Raw genomic sequence first — 19,702 nt, forward strand, 5'->3', positions numbered from 1 at the left:
AAAGATTCTAAATAAAATTTTAAAATACTCTTGAAAACAATTTCTTAGAATATAGGTCATCACAGTGTTTTTTCTGTATCTCTATCTGGCAGTTCTGAAACATTTCTATTTTTTATAAATGATTCAAAACAGAAAAATATTTCTCTTAAAAACAACTTGTAAAACGAAAAAATTTCCACTTATATTGCTTTGTTTTCAGAAAAAACTTTGCGGATCAATATCAATTTGAATGCGAACTGAACTTGGCATTTTGGGTGCATTTGCAAGCATTACACGAATAAACCTCTGCATATCAAAAGAGCGCTGCCCTTGCAACAAAAGTCGAAAACGATAACGCCCCCGCACAAGAGCCAACTGCGCTTCCGCAGGTCCCATCACAGAAACAGCTTTTTCTTGTGGTGCAGTGCGGCGTAACGTACGTGCATAATACTCTGCGTCTTCTCGCTTTTCTGAAGATATAATCAAAGAAGCAAGTCGCCCATAAGGTGGCAGATGATAATTCTGACGCGTTATAAGCTCATGCGTATAAAAATCTTCACGTTGTTGTGAAAGCAAAGCCTGTATCACCGGATGCTCAGATTGGTAGGTTTGCAATAGCCCTACACTTTTTAATCCCATACGTCCTGCCCTACCTGTAACCTGAGACAAGAGTTGAAAAGTGCGTTCAGCCGCACGTAAATCGCCATTAGCAAGACCAAGATCAGCATCAATCACTCCTACTAAGGATAACCCAGGAAAATGATGTCCCTTAGCAACTAGCTGGGTTCCAATAATGATATCCACATCCCCATTGGCAATAGCTTCCAATTCGCTTCTTAATTGACGAATCCCACCTTTAAGATCGGTTGACAGAATCAACGATCGCACCTGCGGAAAAAGCATCCGTACTTCCTCAGCAATTCTTTCTACCCCGGGTCCACAAGCCACGAGATGATCTAAAGTCCCACACTTAGGACAAGCTTCTGGAATTGGCTGATGATAACCACAATGGTGGCATTTAAGCTGACCTTGCAAACGATGCTCAACCAGCCAGCTTGAACAATCTGTACAATGAAAACGATGTCCACAAACTCTGCACAAAATTAAAGGTGCATAACCACGCCGATTAAGAAAAAGGAGTGCCTGCTCCCTCTTTTCGATGGTTTGTGTTAAAGCCTTCTCAAGGACAGAGGAAATAAAACGTCCCCGTTGCATAGCTTCTTTACGCATATCCACCACTTGCAATTGTGGCAGTTCTGCCGCCTTAAAACGCGATGGTAAATTTACCTGTTGATAACGCCCCCATAAGACATTTGCCTGACTTTCAATTGATGGTGTAGCTGAAGATAAAATAACAGGAAAATGCTCAAAAGATCCCCGCGCAACCGCCATATCACGTGCATGATAGAAGATGCGCTCCTCTTGTTTATAAGCACCATCATGCTCCTCATCAACAACAATTAATCCAAGATCTTGAAAAGGTAAAAAAAGCGCCGAACGTGCTCCTGCCACAACCCGCACTCGTCCTTCTGCAACTTGCCGCCACACGCACTCCCGACGACGCGGAGCTAAATCTGAATGCCACTCTGCTGCTGCTGCTCCAAAGCGCGCATAAAAACGATCTAAGAATTGCTGTGTTAAAGCAATTTCCGGCAATAAAATTAAAACTTGTTTGCCACATATAAGCGCCTGAGCAATTGCTTCAAAATAAACTTCCGTCTTTCCTGATCCCGTAACACCATCAAGTAGAAAAACTTGAAACTGAAAAGATAAAACACCTTTCCGCAATAGTGCTGCTGCTTCGCCCTGTTTTCCTTCTAACACAGGAGGACAAAAGTCAGGATCAGGTCTCGCCACAAGGTCAGGCGCTGGTATCATAACCTCTTCAAAAATTCCAAGTGATTTTAGCCCATCAACAACAGAACCAGAAACGCCTGCTGCATGAGAAAGACCAGAACGTGTCCAAACCTCACCATCACGCACCAATTTCAAAACCCTTGACCGTGCTGGTGTTAAACGATCCACATTTCCCCCACAATAGCGCAATCCTGGTGTCTGCGCTTCTGGTTCTAAAGCGGCTGGTACACACAAAACTAATCGAGCAACAAGACCTAGAGGAGCCATTGTATACTGGCTAACAAACCGCAAGAAATTTATTGTCTCCACTTTTAACGGAGGACAATCAAAAACATGGAGGATAGAACGTAACTTCTTCCCCGCAGAAACAACCATTTTACCAGCTTTTTCTGTCTGCTCTCCAACATCAACCACAAAACCACAAACTTCACGTCCCATCACTGGAACACGAACAAAAGAGCCAACTTCTATCTCCATAAGAAATGGAACCTGATAACTGTAAGCATGAGCAACAGGAAGGGGCACCAAAACCGAAACAATTTTTTCCTCTGTCACGCTTTACTTCACCTTTTGTATCAGTTTCTTAACAAGCCCTTTTATAGCAACATTACCCTTGCACTTTATTCTTTGACATCTTACGCTTTGTAAGAAAGCTCTTTTATATGAGCTATTATTTTGTCTTTTCCCAATAACACCACTATTGACAGTAACCATTTTTACTTCACATTCAATACAAGCAGCATAAACAAATTCGTCTCACATTTTACGTACTCCCAATACTTAAACTCTTCCTTTCCCACTCATTATTCAAGCACACTTATTCCTTTCTCTTGCTTTTGTGATAAACAGAAGCGCATAATAAAAACACGAATGAAACATCAAAGATTTTAAATAAAAGAGACTTAAAAACCAAGGAGATTTAAAATGAAATTTTTTGTGGATAGTGCTCATATTGAAGATATCCGCGAGTTACAAAATTTAGGTTTGGTTGATGGCGTCACCACCAATCCTTCCCTCATCCTAAAATCGGGACGTAATATTCTTGATGTTACAAAAGAAATTTGTACCCTCGTCAATGGACCTATTTCTGCCGAAGTTGCCGCAACCGAATTTGAAAACATTATGAAAGAAGCAGCTGTGCTAGCAAAAATTGCTGATAATATTTGTATCAAGCTTCCTTTAACACTTGATGGATTGAAAGCATGTAAAGCTCTTACAGCACAAGGAGTCAAAACAAATCTCACACTCTGTTTTTCTGCCAATCAAGCCTTATTAGCAGCAAAAGCAGGCGCGACATTTATTTCACCTTTTATCGGTAGAATAGACGACTGCGGAACAGATGGCAGTAAACTAATTCATGAAATTCGCACAATTTATAACAATTATGGCTTTACAACCCAAATTTTAGCCGCCTCAATTCGTACTATTAATCACGTCAAAGAAGCAGCGCTAAGTGGTGCAGACGTCGCAACTATGCCACCCAAAATTTTAAAAGCTTTGATCCATCATCCTTTAACCGATAAAGGCTTACAAATATTCTTAAATGATTGGAAAAAAACCGGACAAAATATCGCTTAGTGCTTTAGCAGATCTCTTGAAAGTGATATAAAAATCCGTTCAGCTAATTCTTCAGCCGCACGCCTTTGTGCGTCTTCTTCTGCCTGCAACGTCGCATATGCTTGACGGAGTCGCTCAAAAGATACACTTACAGTTTCCAGCCCCTTTGAAATAGGTGCATTTTTTATATCTTGTAAGGTGTAGAAAGCTCTGCCTATTACAGTTCCGACAGAAGAGCGTCCTCCCTTTTCTTTATCAATATCTACCTGCACAGACGCCTGTGTGAACACTGACGTCTGCAGCGCTAATTTATAAGCTGGTGCAGAAGGTGTACTCCCGTTGCCATATAAGAGAAATAACAAATGATTGCGTGCCATTTGGCTAAAATGATCTGAAGGCTCTTCAATGACAATCTGCGCAAGCTTTGCAGAAAGTCCCAAAGCATTCTTTCCTGAATGCTGACCATAGGAAACAGAATCCATCGCCGTTGAATTCTGGGATACAGCAGACACCTCACGGTAAAGCGGCTCAACTTTACACCCGCATAAAGTGAATAAGATAACAAAAAGAGAAAAAATACAACTTTTAAAAAACGACATTAACGATCCTTTTTGGAACAATAATCATTTTTTTAACTGGCTTTTCGAGCAGATGCACTTGAACAAAATCAAGAGCTAGAACAGCTTCTTCAATTGCTGCCTCATTAGCCGTTGCTGCAACAGTCACTTCACCACGTCTTTTCCCATTAAGCTGTACCGGCAAAGTATAGAACTCATCAATAGTTAACGCCGCATCATAAATAGGCCAAGGAAGTTCAGAAATCAGTTTTTTTCCTCCCAAAGCAACATGACATTCTTCTGCTAAGTGAGGCATCATAGGTGCGATCATAGCAAGAAAAAAATCGATTGCTTGACGCAAAGAGGCTTTCATTTCATCTTCAAGACTCTGCACCTTATTTAATAAGGGTGTCATAACATTCAAGAATTCATAAAGGCGTGCAATCGCCCGATTAAATGCAAGCTTTTCCAAATCATCTTCCACAGCGCAAAGCGTCCGATGCACTACTTTTGAAAATTCCAAAGCTTCACCTTGACGCCCTGCACATGGAACCACTTCTCTCAAAACTGGAGCACTCAAAGCCACACAACGCCAAATACGCTGTATGAAACGATGAGCTCCTTCAACACCAGCCTCTGTCCAGACAACATCCCGATCAGGAGGAGAATCCGATAACACAAACCAGCGCACCGTATCTGCTCCATAGGACGCAATAATATCATCAGGATCAACGACATTCTTTTTTGACTTTGACATTTTTTCAATCAAACCAATCGTTACTTCACTTTGATCGGTTAATTTATAAGCATGACGTTTTCCATCTTTTTCAACAATTGCAATTTCTGCTGGTGAAACCCATCCCTTATCGTCTCGATAAGTTTCATGAACAACCATCCCTTGAGTAAAAAGACCCTTAAAAGGCTCATCGATAGTTACATGACCAGTTATTTTCATGGCTCGCATAAAAAAACGAGCATAGAGCAGATGTAAAATTGCGTGTTCAACCCCGCCAATATATTGTTGCACAGGCAACCATTCAACTGCCCTATTTTTGTCAACAGGATCTTGTGCCCAGGGATCAGTAAAACGTGCATAATACCAAGAAGAATCCACAAATGTATCCATGGTATCGGTTTCACGTTTAGCAGGCTGACCACAAGAAGGACACTCAACCGTTTGCCACGCTTCATGACGTGAAAGAGGATTGCCAAGCTGATCAAACGTTACATCATCAGGCAATATAACGGGCAAATTGGCACGCGGCACAGGAACGACTCCACACGTTGTACAATGGATCATAGGAATCGGACATCCCCAGTAACGCTGACGCGAAATACCCCAATCACGCAATCTAAATTGCACTGTTTTTTTTCCTTGAGGTTGACCATTTAGCACTTGCTTTTCAAGCTGTTTCGCTGCCATTTCAAAAGCCTGTTTGGGTGTTAAACCATCTAAAAAGCTTGAATTGATCAACACGCCATCACCGGTATAAGCTGTTTCAGAAATGATGAAATCCTTAGCATCCATTCCTTCTGGTAAAACCACTGGCCGTATGGGAAGGTTGTATTTACGTGCAAAATCTAAATCTCTTTGATCATGAGCAGGACACCCAAAAATAGCTCCAGTTCCGTAATCCATGAGCACAAAATTGGCAATATAAACAGGAATATGCACCGTTGGATTAAAGGGATGAATAGCCAAAAGAGATGTACAAAACCCTTGTTTTTCAGCGGTTTCAAGTGCCTCAGTTGTCACTCCACCGCACCGACAATTTTTTATAAAAGTACTAAGAGCTTTATCTTTTTGCGCTAAGGCTTGTGCAATAGGATGATCAACAGACAGCGCCAAAAAAGAAGCTCCAAAGAGCGTATCAGGTCGTGTCGAATAACAGACAACTTCTTTAAATGCCTCACAAATACCATCAACACTATCTGTTGTCTTCAAAGCCCAGCGAATTAATAAACCCTGTGACTTACCGATCCAATTTTTTTGCATAATGCGGACTTTTTCCGGCCACTGTTCAAGTTCTTCAAGCCCTGCCAATAAGTCTTCACTAAAGTCACTAATTTTAAAAAACCATTGTGTTAATTCACGCTGTTCAATCAATGCACCAGAACGCCAACCCCTTCCATCGATAACTTGCTCATTCGCCAAAACAGTGTGATCAACAGGATCCCAATTTACTTTAGCCACTTTGCGTGCAACTAACCCCTTTTGATACAAATCAAGGAACAACATTTGTTGGCGATGGTAATATTCCACATCGCACGTCGCAAATTCACGCGACCAATCCAGAGAAAGCCCTAACTGCTTTAATTGTCCACGCATCACCTCAATATTTTGATACGTCCAAATTTTGGGATGCACCTTATTTTGCATAGCAGCATTTTCAGCTGGCATACCAAAAGCATCCCATCCCATGGGATGAAGCACATTAAACCCCTTTGCTCTTTTATAGCGTGCAACAACATCTCCCATAGCGTAATTGCGCACATGCCCCATATGAATGCGACCAGAAGGATAGGGAAACATCTCTAAAACATAATATTTTTCACGCTGATCTCCCTGTATGGTCTGAAAAATTTTATTTTCATCCCAAATCGCTTGCCATTTTTTTTCTTGGACACGTGGATTATAGCGTTCGGTTGTCATTCCTGCGATACTCTTTTAAATAAAATTGAACCAAAAAACTTGTTTCATGATTCATCATGAATTAATCTCATCGTCAAGATTTTCAGTAAATATTTTACTAAGTATTTCAAAGCTTTTACAAAGAATTGCCAATCTTTCAGCAAAAACAGAAAGCATAAAAACATGGGTACATTCCACACCACTCCTCCCATATCTTCCATTGAAGCATGGAAACAACTTAAAAAAGACATTGCTAAAACATGTCAAGATCTACACCGTTCTTTAGAAGAAGTTCAACTTATCGCCGTTTCAAAAACTGTATCTGCAGATAACATTGTCCCCCTTTTGCAAGTAGGCCAATCTTTTTTTGCAGAAAATCGCGTTCAAGAAGCCGCTGAAAAATGGCCTCGCTTGCGGCAACAATTTAATTCCATTGAGCTTCATCTCATCGGTTCTTTACAATCCAACAAAACAGCACAAGCCGTTGAAATTTTTGATGTCATTCAAACTGTTGATCGTGAAAAAATAGCCAAGTGTTTAGCTGAAGAAATGCAAAAACAAAAAAAGTATCTTCCCTGCTACGTTCAAGTCAATATTGGGTTAGAGCCCCAAAAAAGTGGCATTGCACCACAAGAAGTGATCCCTTTCGTCTCCCAATGCAAAAATCAATATGGGCTTGATATTATTGGCCTTATGGCCATACCACCAGCACAAGAAAACCCAGGCCCCTATTTTGCCTTGTTAGCAAAGCTCGCAAAAAAAGCTTGTCTACCAAAAATGTCTATGGGAATGTCCAACGATTTCGAAACTGCTCTTCAATTCGGCTCTAATGTTCTTCGCGTTGGCTCAGCTTTATTTGGAAAACGCTCTACTTGATCTCATTTTTCTTTTCTAATATTATTGTTGCAACGCCAAAAGATAGCGTAAAATATTCCTTTAGATATAATCAACATAATATTTTGAAAATTGGCAGTACAAACTGCGGTAATTTAACCTAATTTAAAAGGTGAATCCTTGATTTCAAAGAGAAACCTGCGAGAGGATTCTGTCAAGAAATACGATAGTTCATTTTTTCAAACAATAAATTTAGGGAGGGAAATATGTCTGAAAAAATCTATCCAATCCTAGCTGATATCAAAAAAAATACTTTAATCGATGAGGATACCTATCAACAATGGTATCAGGAGAGCATCGATGATCCAGAAGCTTTTTGGGCAAAACATGGCCAACGCATTACATGGTTTAAACCTTATACAAAAGCAAAAAACGCATCATTTAACAATAACGTATCGATTCGATGGTATGAAGATGGAGTAACAAATGTTGCCTATAACTGCATTGATCGTCATTTAAAAAACCACGGTGATCATATCGCACTGATTTGGGAAGGAGATAATCCTTATCATGATAAAAAAATAACCTACCGCGAGCTTTATGAACATGTCTGTCGTTTTGCTAATATCTTAAAAGATCGCGGTGTAAAAAAAGGTGACAGAGTAACTATTTACCTACCAATGATCCCCGAAGCAGCCTATGCTATGCTGGCCTGCGCCCGCATTGGTGCTATTCATTCAGTTATTTTTGCCGGCTTTTCTCCTGAAGCAATAGCAGAACGCCTTGTCAACTGTGAATCAACCTTCATCATTACAGCTGATCAGGGGTTGCGTGGAGGAAAATTGATCAAGTTAAAAGATAATATTGATCATGCTATCACTATCGCAGCACACCACCACGTACATGTAGATCAAGTCATGGTTATTCGACGCACCGGTGGAGCAATTGACTGGGTTCAAAAACGTGATTTTTGGTATCATGAAGAAATACCCCATGCCAAAACTGATTGTCCACCAGAAAAAATGAACGCTGAAGATCCACTTTTTATCCTTTACACCTCAGGTTCAACAGGTAAACCCAAAGGTGTTCTGCATACAACAGGTGGCTATCTTGTTTACGCATCAATGACACATCAATATGTTTTTGATTCTCATCTAGGAGACATTTATTGGTGCACTGCTGATATTGGCTGGATTACTGGCCATTCTTACTTGATTTATGGACCGTTATGTAATGGAACGACAACTTTAATATTTGAAGGTTCTCCAACCTTTCCCACCCCAAGCAGATTCTGGGAAATTGTTGATAAACACCAAGTCAATACGCTCTATACTGCACCAACTGCTATTCGCACCTTAATGGGTGCAGGAAATTCCTTTGTTGAACGCTCACAAAGAACATCCTTACGTCTTCTTGGCACCGTAGGCGAGCCTATTAACCCAGAAGCATGGGAATGGTTTTATCATACGATTGGCAACAGTCGCTGTCCCATTCTCGATACATGGTGGCAAACAGAAACGGGAGGACATATGATTACCCCCTTGCCCGGTGCAACACCGCTTAAAGCAGGATCAGCGACACGTCCTTTCTTTGGCATTCAACCTCAAGTTATTGATACGAAAGGAAATAGTCTGGAAGGCGAAGCAGCTGGAAACCTCTGCATTATTGATTCATGGCCTGGCCAAATGCGCACTCTTTATAACGACCATGAGCGCTTCATTCAAACCTATTTTTCTACGTATAAAGGAAAATATTTTACCGGCGATAGTTGTAAGCGAGACAAGGATGGCTATTACTGGATTACAGGACGTGTTGATGACATCCTTAATGTCTCTGGACATAGATTAGGAACAGCTGAAATTGAATCAGCACTTGTTTCTCATCCCAGTGTTTCAGAAGCAGCTGTTGTTGGTTATCCTCATCCTATTAAAGGACAGGGTATTTACAGTTTTGTGACCTTAATGGAAGGCACAACCTCAAGTGAAGAGTTGCGTCAAGATCTTATTCAGCATGTCAAAAAGGAAATAGGATCCATTGCTATCTTGGATAAAATTCAGTTTAGCCCACAGCTACCTAAAACACGATCAGGAAAAATTATGAGACGTATTCTGCGCAAAATTGCCGAAAATAATTTTGATAATTTAGGAGATATTTCAACCATTTCCGAACCACAAGTCATTGACAATCTTATTGCCAACCGCCAAAACAAAGAGAGTACTGTTTAATGCAAAGTATTAACAATATCTTAAGTGTTTTTGCTAGAATCGCCCTAATATTCCTGCTAAAATTGCCAGTGGAGTGAAAAAATAACGGAGCAATAATAATATTTTCACTGTCTTGTAAAATAAACAGGGTTTTTGAATATAAACAGAAAACAATTGAATAAAAACTAACAAGAATCTGAAGCAATGATAGCAAAATGCCCTACAATATGATTCAATATAGATTCAGGAGTGGTAACTAAAAGTGATTCATTTTGAAAACGTCGGTTTGCGCTATGGGATGGGTCCTGAGATTTTACGCGATATTAGCTTTTATATTCCTCCCGGATCGTTTCAGTTTTTAACTGGTGTTTCTGGAGCAGGTAAAACCTCATTGATGCGCTTAATGTTTTTGGCGCTCAGACCAACTAGAGGTCATATTGATTTATTTGGAACCGATACAGCATTACTTAGACGACAAGAGCTCCCTGCATTGCGGCAACGTATCGGAGTTGTTTTTCAAGATTTTCGTTTGCTTGATCACATGACAACTTATGAAAATGTCGCTTTACCTTTACGTATTAAAGGACAAGAAGAGGCCACTTATCGCAGTGAAGTGGAAGATCTTTTACGTTGGGTCGGCCTTGGAAATCATATTCATGTTTTACCACCAGTTCTTTCTGGTGGAGAAAAACAAAGAGTGGCAATTGCGAGAGCGCTCATTGATCAACCAGAAATTCTTTTAGCTGACGAACCAACAGGAAATGTTGATCCACCTTTAGCAAAACGCTTGTTGCGTCTATTTATTGAATTAAACCGCTTTGGAACAGCTGTCATCATTGCCACTCATGATGTCGCGTTGATGGAACAAGTCGCAGCGCGACGTATGATTCTCCATAACGGACGGATGACAATTCATGAATAAAATTTTTCCAATTTTTACAAGAAATACAAAAGCCGCAACTGCTATTATTCCCAGAGACAACATTTCTGGAAAAGCATTGGTTGCAGTCATTGCGATTATGACATTTCTATCCAGTTTGACATTGGTCGGTGTTGATTTAGTGCAAAATGCCGCCAAAAATTGGAGCAATCAAATTAGCCATGAGGCAACAATCCAAATACGCCCTATTGAAAATGTTGATATCGAAAAAGCTCTTCTTGATGCAGTTAAATTGGTTAAAACATTTCATGGTGTACAAAACGCTACAATTGTTGATGAAAAATCCACTGAAAAACTGCTTGAACCATGGCTTGGAGCAGGTCTTAACTTAAACGAATTGCCAATTCCGCGCCTCATCATCGTCACACTGAAAAAGAATGAAAAGATTAATTTCCACGAGATCACTCAAGCAATCAAAACAAAAATTCCAGGAGCTCAGTTTGATAGTCATCGTGTTTGGATAAATCGTTTTACAACAATGGCACATACAACTATTGTTATCGGTTTTTCAATTTTAATACTGGTTTTAGGATCTCTGATACTCACAATTATCTTTGCAACGTGTAACGCATTGGCAGAAAATTCTCATATTATCAATGTACTATACTTCCTCGGCACTGAAACGCTTTTCATTGCTCGGCAATTTGACTGGCATTTTTTTAAAACTGCACTACGCGGTGCAGTATATGGCGGCGCCACAAGCATCTTGCTATTTTGTGTTTTTTCTTTCTGGACAAATTATAACTTAAGCAAAGCTGAAGCCATCCAAGTAACTGCTTTGTTTGGACATCTTTCCATAAGTTCCATTCCTTATGGGAAAATCATTTGTCTTATTTTGTTTGTTTCTTGCCTTACCATGTTCACAAATCGAATGACAATTTTGGCACAACTGAAAAACATCGACCAATGTGAAAACGGCTTATTTTGATTTATGACCCACGACTCACATGACCTAAAATCATTAAAAGAGAACAATTTAGAGTTTTCATCCCGAAAGAGAACCATATTCAATATATGGTGCCCTCGTCGTTTATTTTGCTATTTTCCACCGACAGCGCTTTCTCTTTTGGTGGGCATCTTCCTCTTTTGCATCGGCTTTATTATTTTTTCTGAAAAAACTGGACAACTTCAACCACCAAATCCTTTATTAAAAGCAGATGCGATCATTGTTCTTACAGGTGGGGAAAATCGAATAAAGACAGGACTAGATCTTTTACAACAAGGATTTGGCTCGCGACTATTAATTAGCGGGGTAAACGCAACAACTAACCTCTCCAGTCTCATACGCATCAATCATATTCATCCATTCAACCAGAAGCTCTTTACCTGTTGCATTGATATCGGACATAAAGCAATTAACACAAAAGGAAATGCAGAAGAAAGCACCGCTTGGATCAAAAAGTATCATTATAAAACAATTTATATCGTTACCCATGATTATCACATGTGGCGTTCTCTGCGTGAATTAAAATATTTAATGCCCAACGTAAATTTTATTGCCTATCCTGTTAAAAACAGCAGTCCTGAAAACTCAATACAACAAATCAATCAAATACGCATTCTGGCATTCGAATATACCAAAACTATCGGAGTTTATATTAGAACCATATTTTGACCTTTGCGCATCAGTTTTTATACATTTTAAAAGTACCCTACTTGCACCATTTAAGAATCCAAGACACAGTAATCTTGCATAAAAATAACCACTGAAATGTCCACTTTCCTACACAAACTGATTCTGATATCCGCCACTCCTCTTTAAACAAACACAGTTTTAAAATTTAAAAATGAGACCCAAAATAAAAAAGCTGTTTCCTGAATAAGTTTTGGATCGTACACTCCTGCTTATAATAATTTAACAAAGAAAAATGATGAGGTATCCATTTCATTCATCACCCATACCCATCGGGTGTTTCGTTTAAACAAACACTTGATAGAGCGCCTTTTCGTGAATTAAATTTGAATGCTTAAGATAAAATTGACTGGCTATTTTAAAAATAGCGACATTGAGCATTTACTAAATGTTAGAATACACAAGAGGGCAATAGACGAAGAATACATATATTCCTATAATTTTCGATGCAATTGACACCCTTAAAGAACGGGAAAAAGTATCAAAACGACATGTTAAATTATGCTTTTCTCCAATAAAAAATATATTATTATATGAGATAAACAGCTCTTTTTTATTATCGTTACTGTATCATGCTCAATCACACAATGGAACCATCTCTCTAACAATATACGATGTTGGTTACAGGAAGTTATTGTTTTAAGACATGATACCTTTCTCACTATGAAAACAGATATACTCACGAAATATTGGATTTTGTCAGATCTTAATTTATAATGTCTATGCGAACACCTTCATATGTCTTTATGGATGATAATATCCCGTCTTTCGAATAAATTAAAAGATTCTATTCGTCCTCTATCTGTTAACATAGGAAGAAATTCACAGGATTTAAAAGAGTGTGGTTGTATAAATAAACTTCTATTCAATGAACCTTTTTCTCGTTTAGGATAAAATCAGAGTAATTCGCAAAAGCTGCGCAAATATTTCAAGATGAACCAGAAAACAATAAAACTAAATACAATTTTAAAAAATGTGAACATACACAAGAAGTTTTTATTACTGAATACAAAGAAAAATTTAATTTTTGGGTAACCAAATATAATCTTAATAAAGGAACCAAACTTGGTTTAATTTGTATTACAACCATGTCATTCCCAATCATATAATGTGTCTAGCAAACCTTCTATGTATAAAATACAAATTAATCAAAACAGAATCACCCCCCGATCGATATTTTTTATGAACACCTCATTTAAAGTAAAATTAATTTATGATCTCCTTGTAATTGACACCGTTTAATCACGAGAGAGAGCAACCACAGGATCAAGTCGTGAAGCTTGACGAGCTGGCGAAAAACCAAAACACACCCCAATCGCACTTGAAAAAACAAAGGACATAATAATTGAATCAATCGTATACATTAGGTAGATAGGCGCCTTAAATAATACAAACAAACCACCGATTGAAAATCCAAATAGAACTCCCAAACCACCACCTATCACACAAACCAAAACCGCTTCGATTAAAAATTGCTGCAAAATATCACTCTGACGTGCACCAACTGCCATACGTACTCCGATTTCATTGACACGCTCAGAAACAGTAACCAGCATAATATTCATCACCCCAATACCACCCACAATCAACGAAATAGCTGCAATTGAAGAAACTAAAAGCGTTAAAATGTGCGTACTTTCTATGATACGATCACGAAATGATTCTGAATTTCTAATAAAAAAATCTTTCTCACCATGTCGAGCAACTAAAAAACGCTCTATCATAGTCTCTGCTAAACGCGAGTCGACATTGTCAGCAATCTTAAGAGTAATTGCACGAACATTTGTTGTTCCTAAAAAACGAGTTTGCACTGTTGTATAGGGCAAATAAACCTGCAATGTATTTGATGCACTTACACTATTGTTGGGAGCCACAACACCAATAATACGTGCTGGGACTTGCCCTACATAGACGACTTTGCCGATAGGACTCCCATGACTATGAGGAAAAAGAACAGATATTGCTTCTTTTTCTATCACTAAATCAACCGCCCGATCATGCACACTTTTCCTATCAAACAATCGTCCTTCAACAGCTTTCAGACCCTGTGTTTGAAAGAATTGTTCTCCCACTCCTATCATTACAGTATTTGCTTCAACTGTACCAAAACGTATCGTTGAGCTTGCTGAAATCTGAGGTGTCACACCAGAAATATAAGATAATCCAGAAAGAGCATCTGCATCCGCTTCAACCAAACTGGTTATTTTTTCTGATTGTGGATCAGAAAAGCTTTTTCCAGGAAAAATTGTCAACGTATTAGAACCTAAACTCTTAAAATTTTCTAAGATTTTTTCTCGTGCACCATTTCCTAAAGCCACCATAGCAATAATTGCACCAATACCGATAATCACCCCAAGCATTGTTAAAAAAGTCCGCATTCGATGCGCATTCATTGCCAACAAAGCCATGATAAATGCTTCACGAAAGCGCTCAGAAGCAGAACGGAAAAAATCAAACGATTGTTGATCTTTCAGATTTTGTTTTCTATAAAGAGTCTGACTAGTTTTTTTTGTTTTTGCAGTCTTTGAGACATTATCAGCGATAATTTCCCCATCACTAATTTCAATAATACGCTCTGCTCTTTCAGCCACTTGCATATCGTGTGTTACAATAACAATCGTGCGACCTTCTTGATGAAGCTCATCCAAAATACGCAACACTTCTTGACCACTTTGTTTGTCTAATGCACCAGTTGGCTCATCTGCAAGAATAACTTCGGCATTGTTCATTAACGCACGAGCAATAGATACACGTTGCTGCTGACCACCAGACAGCTGGTTTGGACGATGATTCACACGATCTCCCATACCTAAGCGTGTTAAAAGGTTCTTTGCGCGTTCTTGTCTTTTTTTGGCTGAACACCCTGCATAAATAGCTGGAATTTCAACATTGCCAAGAGCAGTCAATTCATTCAACAAATGATAACGCTGAAAAATAAATCCAAAATGATTACGTCTCAAAGCCGATAATTCATCAGAAACAAGGGTCGCTGTTTCTTTACCTGAAATCCAATAATGGCCAGAATCTGGACGGTCAAGGCAACCTAAAATATTCATCAACGTGGATTTTCCTGAACCGGACGTTCCCACAATAGCCACCATTTCCCCCCGCTTAATGGTAAGGTTGATGTTTTTCAAAACAGTTATAAAGGTTTCACCTGCACGAAATTTGCGCACAATATTTTTCAAAACGAGAATAGCATCTGCTTGCTCTGTTTTCATGCCTTAGATCTCATCTTCGCTGTACACATCTGGCATTAGCCCATTGCTTGAGCCAGTAATAACTACATCTCCTTCATCAAGCCCAGAAACAATTTCTGCCATAACCTTGTTATTGAGCCCAACGGTTACCTGTTTTGCAACCACCCTGTTATGCCCTACCAAAAGAGAAACCCAAGCTTTACGTTCTTTTGTCTCATCATGTAAAGCACTACTTGGAACCAACAAAACATTTTTAGCTCGACCTAATATAATGTGAATTTGAGCGGTCATATAAGTACGCAGAAAATCGTCCTTATTATCGACATGGACAATTCCACTATAATAGATAGCCGATGACGCTAAACTAGAGCTTCCCATAGCACTAGGATTAATAGCCACATCTGCACGAATCGATTCAGGTGCAGGTTCTACCTTTTCTAAAGTTCCTTCATAACGACGCTGTGAATCGCCTAAAACTGTGAAGTAAACAGGTTGTCCAGCACGAACCCTCAGAATATCAGCTTCTGAAATCTGTGCTTTGATTGTCATCTTTGATAAGTCACCTAAAATAACAATTGTTGGTGCTGACTGCACAGCATTCACATTCTGCCCCTCTTCCACAATCGTTGCTAAAACTGTTCCCGCTGAAGGAGCTATCACCCGTGTATAACCTAGATTAACTTCTGCACTATTCACATCAATTTGCGCTTGTGTAATTTGTTCGCGAAGCTGAATAATTTGTGCTTCACGTATTTTCACTTGTGCCGCAGCATCATCAAGGTTAGCATGTGAAACTGCACGCGCTTCGATCATCTTTTTCTGACGATCTAAATTTTTTTGAGCAAGAGAAAGATAAGCTTCGTGTTCTATCAAATTCCCACGATAATAGGATAACGCTGCTCTTTTTCTTTTCAAATCATTTTCCTGATCTGTAGGATCAATTTCTGCCAAAAGATCACCTTCTTTGACAACACTCCCTGGAGAAACATGCATTGACACAACACGCCCTGTTGCACGTGCACCAACAGCAACCAACCGATAAGGGCGCACAAGTCCAGAAGCTAAAACACTTTCTTCAATATCACCACGCTTAACCACTTCTGTTATGTAAGCTGGCTTAGAGGTTTCAAAGAAAAGAGAACGGATACACAGAAAAAAGCTAATAATAAACAAAACACCCAAAAATAGGGAAAGTTTTTTGCGTTTTGTAATAAAATTTTTGATTAGTTTCTTTTTCATCGCCTGACCTTCATACGCAAATGGCTAACACCATCGATTACTTCTGGGCGCGACACGTCAACTGTGCCATCCCAGCCACCACCCAGTGCTTTCATCAGTGCAATATATTGGATAGCCAAAGAAATACGGCTATCTTTAAGCGCCATTTGCGAAGAATAATAGGAACGATTAGCGTTTAATAATTCAAGAAAACTGTTGTTTCCATTTTCAAAAAGACGCTGTGACAGTTTTAATGAATTCAGATAAGATGCATTCGCAACAACCAGCTTTTCTAAACGCTGGTGCTCTTTAGTTAGTTTCACTAATGCATTTTCTACGTCTTCTAAAGCTTCTAACACAGCAGCTCGATATGCAATAAAAGCTTGATCGCGCTGTGCACGCGCTAATGCAATAGAAGCCACAACCTGTCCTCCATTAAAAAAGGGAAAACGAAGGTTCGGCCCCAAAGACCATCCAATTGTTGAATCTTTCCATAATTGATCAATTGTCATTGCAACTGTTGAAATATTACCAGTTAAGGTAAGTGCTGGATAGCGATTAGCTTCACGCTGACCAATACGCGCTGTAGCTTGCGCATATTGGCGCTCTGCCCGCCGTAAATCCGGGCGTGTTAACAAAATATCAGCTGGAATTCCTGCTGATATCGGCCATGGTGGTTGCGGAATTTCTGCCTCTTTGTCAGCGCTCTTTTGCAAAAGATCCTTCAAAGCTGTAGGCACGCGACCCGTTAAGACGGACAGACGATGAATACTCATTGTCAAATTAGCTTCCATCTGTGGTATATCTGCTTCTGTATTAGCCATTTGCGCTTGCGCATTTGAAACATCAAGCTCTGACGCATCACCAGCTATTAATTTGGCGCGTACCAACTCAAATGTCTTACGCTGTAATGCAGCAATGTTCTGTACAATCAACAGTTTTTGTTGCCAACCACGCACTTGAATATAATTGGTTGCCACATCTCCCAATAGAGTTACCATTGTGGCACGCATATCCTCCTCGACCGCTTCAAGACCATAACGCGCTGCTTCAACTGCTCGTTTATGCCCACCAAAAAAGTCAAGCTCCCAGCTAGCATCAAAACCACTATTATACTGGCTGAAAGACGTATCAGACCGCCCAGAACTGCGGGTTCCTGAAATTGAGCTTGCCACACTTGGCGAAAGATATCCAACCGTTTGCCCTAAACTGGCACGCGCTTCGCGCACCCGTGCTTTGGCAACGGCGACATCATTATTTCCAGAAACAGCATATTGTATTAATTCATTTAGAATAGGATCATTCAAACACCGCCACCACTCTGCGAGTACAACTGAATGCGGAGATGTCCGAGCAGACTTTTGTCCCCAAGTTCCTGGAACACGAAACGATGTTTTATGATAATCAGGACCAACTGTACATCCTGACAACATAAAAAAACATAAAAAAACATTAAATAAATTCTTTAAAATAATAAACTTTAGATTTCTGATAGGCATCTATTCTCCAACAATTTTTCAGAATCAACCTATTAATGTTTTATTTACCAAACTTATTTCAAATTCATTGTGAAAAATCAAATATAGTTTGTACCGGCACATGATCTGAAGGGCGCTCCCACCCCCGTGCAGTACGAAAAATTGAAAGATCAGAAACAGAAGAAACCAAATCTGGAGAAGACCAAATATGATCAAGCCTCCGACCACGGTCAGAAAGAGCCCAATCACGTGCACGGTAACTCCACCATGTGTAAAGCTTAGCAGGAACAGGAACATGTACACGCATCAAATCAACCCAACCACCTTGAACACACAGAGCTTGTAAACGTTCAGTTTCTATCGGCGTATGACTTACAACTCGTAACAATTGCTGATGAGACCAAACATCGTCTGCCAAAGGAGCAATATTCAGATCACCCACTAAAAGAGAAGATAAACCATCTCCCTGATTAGCAGGGATAGAAGACATTTCTTCTAAAAAGTCAAGTTTATGACGAAATTTTTCATTTAAATCAGCATCAGGAACATCACCCCCAGCGGGAACGTAAAAATTATGAATCCGCACTCCCCTGCCATAGACTTCAACAACCACTGAAACATAACGACAGTCTTGTTTTTCACAAAATAAACGTTTTTCAACACTTCTGAAAGGTAAACGTGAAACAATTGCTACACCATTATAAGATTTCTGTCCACTCAATGCAATGTACTTATAACCCGCAGCCTCAAAAGCTTCACGTGGGAATAAGGTATCTGGACATTTTGTTTCTTGTAAACACAAAACATCCGCAGGAAATTTATTCAAATATTCAAAAACCTGCGCAAGACGCAAACGAATAGAATTGATATTCCAAGTCGCAATACGAAATAACATTAATTTCACTTCCCATAACGCGATACTGCAGTATTTTTATAGGGAAGTTTAAACATCCCATCCGCAAACCTAACACCTGTGCGTACATTCATGATTTGAACAGTCGTTTCCAAATTTTGCTGATCAACAATTGTCCATTGCCGCAAAGCATAGCTTTTAGAATCAAAAACCATCCTTATTTGTCCTCTGCCAATAGTTTTATCACGCAAAACTATCGTAACCGCCCCAGGATCTTCACGAAATGCCAACAAACGTCCTGATGATACATCAATTTTATCGCTCAATAAAAACTTCATAGGAGTTTGAAAAAGGTTAGAAAAATTCCAAGTATTTAAAGCACGATTGTTAATGCCTACAAATTTACCATCTGCAATAATCTGTAAGGGCAGTTTTTTGTAAGTGAAACGAATCTTACCCGGACGCTCTAAATAAAATGTTCCTTCGGTTATTTTTCCTTTTGGACTAAACTGAATAAAATCACCGGTCATTGTTTTTATTGCTGCAAAACGATTGGCAACATTTTGCGCTCGAATAACCTGACTGGATGAGTGCGACGAAGCAGGGAAAGTAAAAAACAAAAAGATAATAACTTTAGCAAATCCAAATATTCGTTTCCAAGATAAAAAAAACGTTTTCATAAATACTCCTGAGCAATACATATTTGTCTTAAATACAAGATGACAAATGATGGATGAGGATCCTTCTTTAAAGAATATTT

The 19,702-nt window shown here is 39.3% G+C and carries 14 protein-coding genes; 6 read left to right on the plus strand and 8 right to left on the minus strand.

Annotation, left to right across the window (positions count from 1 at the left end; translation table 11 throughout):
* Positions 1-195 precede the first annotated feature (195 nt).
* Positions 196-2,391 carry a primosomal protein N' gene (locus WCP78_RS00560; RefSeq protein ID WP_336278573.1) on the minus strand — a complete coding sequence of 732 codons (2,196 nt, stop codon included), beginning with the start codon at positions 2,389-2,391 and terminating at the stop codon, positions 196-198.
* A gap of 369 nt (positions 2,392-2,760) precedes the next feature.
* Between WCP78_RS00560 and fsa the strand changes: the two genes are divergently transcribed.
* Positions 2,761-3,414, plus strand: coding sequence for a fructose-6-phosphate aldolase (fsa, locus tag WCP78_RS00565; protein ID WP_336278574.1), 654 nt, complete (start codon positions 2,761-2,763; stop codon positions 3,412-3,414).
* Here the strand turns inward: fsa and lptE are convergent.
* Both lptE and leuS read right to left on the minus strand, forming a co-directional pair.
* Positions 3,411-3,992: an LPS assembly lipoprotein LptE gene (gene lptE, locus WCP78_RS00570; protein ID WP_336278575.1), complete on the minus strand. Its 582-nt coding sequence runs from the start codon at positions 3,990-3,992 to the stop codon at positions 3,411-3,413. The genes fsa and lptE overlap by 4 nt on opposite strands.
* Entirely contained in the window at positions 3,979-6,603 is a 2,625-nt protein-coding gene (gene leuS / locus WCP78_RS00575; protein ID WP_336278576.1) for a leucine--tRNA ligase, read from the minus strand. The genes lptE and leuS overlap by 14 nt, the downstream gene beginning before the upstream one ends.
* A 162-nt stretch (positions 6,604-6,765) precedes the next feature.
* Here leuS and WCP78_RS00580 point away from each other — a divergent pair, with 162 nt between their 5' ends.
* The 5 genes from WCP78_RS00580 to WCP78_RS00600 all read left to right on the plus strand — a co-directional run bounded on the left by WCP78_RS00580 (position 6,766) and on the right by WCP78_RS00600 (position 12,175).
* Entirely contained in the window at positions 6,766-7,458 is a 693-nt protein-coding gene (locus tag WCP78_RS00580) for a YggS family pyridoxal phosphate-dependent enzyme (protein ID WP_336278577.1), read from the plus strand.
* A 224-nt stretch (positions 7,459-7,682) separates the two neighbouring features.
* Positions 7,683-9,641 (plus strand): acetate--CoA ligase, encoded by a 1,959-nt coding sequence (gene acs / locus WCP78_RS00585; RefSeq protein WP_336278578.1) that lies wholly within the window; start codon positions 7,683-7,685, stop codon positions 9,639-9,641.
* 241 nt (positions 9,642-9,882) lie between these two features.
* Entirely contained in the window at positions 9,883-10,542 is a 660-nt protein-coding gene (gene ftsE, locus WCP78_RS00590; RefSeq protein WP_336278579.1) for a cell division ATP-binding protein FtsE, read from the plus strand.
* Positions 10,535-11,488: a cell division protein FtsX gene (locus WCP78_RS00595; RefSeq protein ID WP_336278580.1), complete on the plus strand. Its 954-nt coding sequence runs from the start codon at positions 10,535-10,537 to the stop codon at positions 11,486-11,488. Before ftsE ends, WCP78_RS00595 begins: the two co-directional genes overlap by 8 nt.
* Positions 11,489-11,491: 3 nt before the next feature.
* Positions 11,492-12,175 carry a YdcF family protein gene (locus WCP78_RS00600; RefSeq protein WP_336278581.1) on the plus strand — a complete coding sequence of 228 codons (684 nt, stop codon included), beginning with the start codon at positions 11,492-11,494 and terminating at the stop codon, positions 12,173-12,175.
* Positions 12,176-13,431: 1,256 nt separating this feature from the next.
* Here WCP78_RS00600 and WCP78_RS00605 read toward each other — a convergent pair.
* The 5 genes from WCP78_RS00605 to WCP78_RS00625 form a co-directional block, all read right to left on the minus strand.
* Positions 13,432-15,414, minus strand: a complete 1,983-nt coding sequence (locus WCP78_RS00605; protein ID WP_336278582.1) for a MacB family efflux pump subunit — start codon at positions 15,412-15,414, stop codon at positions 13,432-13,434.
* 3 nt (positions 15,415-15,417) lie between these two features.
* Entirely contained in the window at positions 15,418-16,632 is a 1,215-nt protein-coding gene (locus tag WCP78_RS00610; RefSeq protein WP_336278583.1) for an efflux RND transporter periplasmic adaptor subunit, read from the minus strand.
* The gene (locus tag WCP78_RS00615) at positions 16,629-18,110 is read right to left on the minus strand and encodes an efflux transporter outer membrane subunit (protein ID WP_336278584.1); all 1,482 of its coding nucleotides are present in this window, start codon (positions 18,108-18,110) and stop codon (positions 16,629-16,631) included. Before WCP78_RS00615 ends, WCP78_RS00610 begins: the two co-directional genes overlap by 4 nt.
* 64 nt (positions 18,111-18,174) lie before the next feature.
* Positions 18,175-18,984: an exodeoxyribonuclease III gene (locus WCP78_RS00620; protein ID WP_336278585.1), complete on the minus strand. Its 810-nt coding sequence runs from the start codon at positions 18,982-18,984 to the stop codon at positions 18,175-18,177.
* A 5-nt stretch (positions 18,985-18,989) separates the two neighbouring features.
* Positions 18,990-19,622, minus strand: coding sequence for an outer-membrane lipoprotein carrier protein LolA (locus WCP78_RS00625; protein ID WP_336278586.1), 633 nt, complete (start codon positions 19,620-19,622; stop codon positions 18,990-18,992).
* Positions 19,623-19,702: the final 80 nt, after the last annotated feature.

The sequence above is a fragment of the Bartonella occidentalis genome (assembly GCF_037070875.1).
Taxonomy (GTDB): domain Bacteria; phylum Pseudomonadota; class Alphaproteobacteria; order Rhizobiales; family Rhizobiaceae; genus Bartonella.

Bases quoted from the DNA above. Each gene is read 5' to 3' on its own strand.
- WCP78_RS00600 (WP_336278581.1), top strand. From the start codon at position 11,492: ATGACCCACGACTCACATGACCTAAAATCATTAAAAGAGAACAATTTA.
- WCP78_RS00625 (WP_336278586.1), bottom strand. From the start codon at position 19,622: ATGAAAACGTTTTTTTTATCTTGGAAACGAATATTTGGATTTGCTAAA.
- WCP78_RS00615 (WP_336278584.1), bottom strand. From the start codon at position 18,110: ATGCCTATCAGAAATCTAAAGTTTATTATTTTAAAGAATTTATTTAAT.
- WCP78_RS00605 (WP_336278582.1), bottom strand. From the start codon at position 15,414: ATGAAAACAGAGCAAGCAGATGCTATTCTCGTTTTGAAAAATATTGTG.
- leuS (WP_336278576.1), bottom strand. From the start codon at position 6,603: ATGACAACCGAACGCTATAATCCACGTGTCCAAGAAAAAAAATGGCAA.
- WCP78_RS00620 (WP_336278585.1), bottom strand. From the start codon at position 18,984: ATGTTATTTCGTATTGCGACTTGGAATATCAATTCTATTCGTTTGCGT.
- lptE (WP_336278575.1), bottom strand. From the start codon at position 3,992: ATGTCGTTTTTTAAAAGTTGTATTTTTTCTCTTTTTGTTATCTTATTC.
- WCP78_RS00580 (WP_336278577.1), top strand. From the start codon at position 6,766: ATGGGTACATTCCACACCACTCCTCCCATATCTTCCATTGAAGCATGG.
- WCP78_RS00595 (WP_336278580.1), top strand. From the start codon at position 10,535: ATGAATAAAATTTTTCCAATTTTTACAAGAAATACAAAAGCCGCAACT.
- fsa (WP_336278574.1), top strand. From the start codon at position 2,761: ATGAAATTTTTTGTGGATAGTGCTCATATTGAAGATATCCGCGAGTTA.
- acs (WP_336278578.1), top strand. From the start codon at position 7,683: ATGTCTGAAAAAATCTATCCAATCCTAGCTGATATCAAAAAAAATACT.
- WCP78_RS00610 (WP_336278583.1), bottom strand. From the start codon at position 16,632: ATGAAAAAGAAACTAATCAAAAATTTTATTACAAAACGCAAAAAACTT.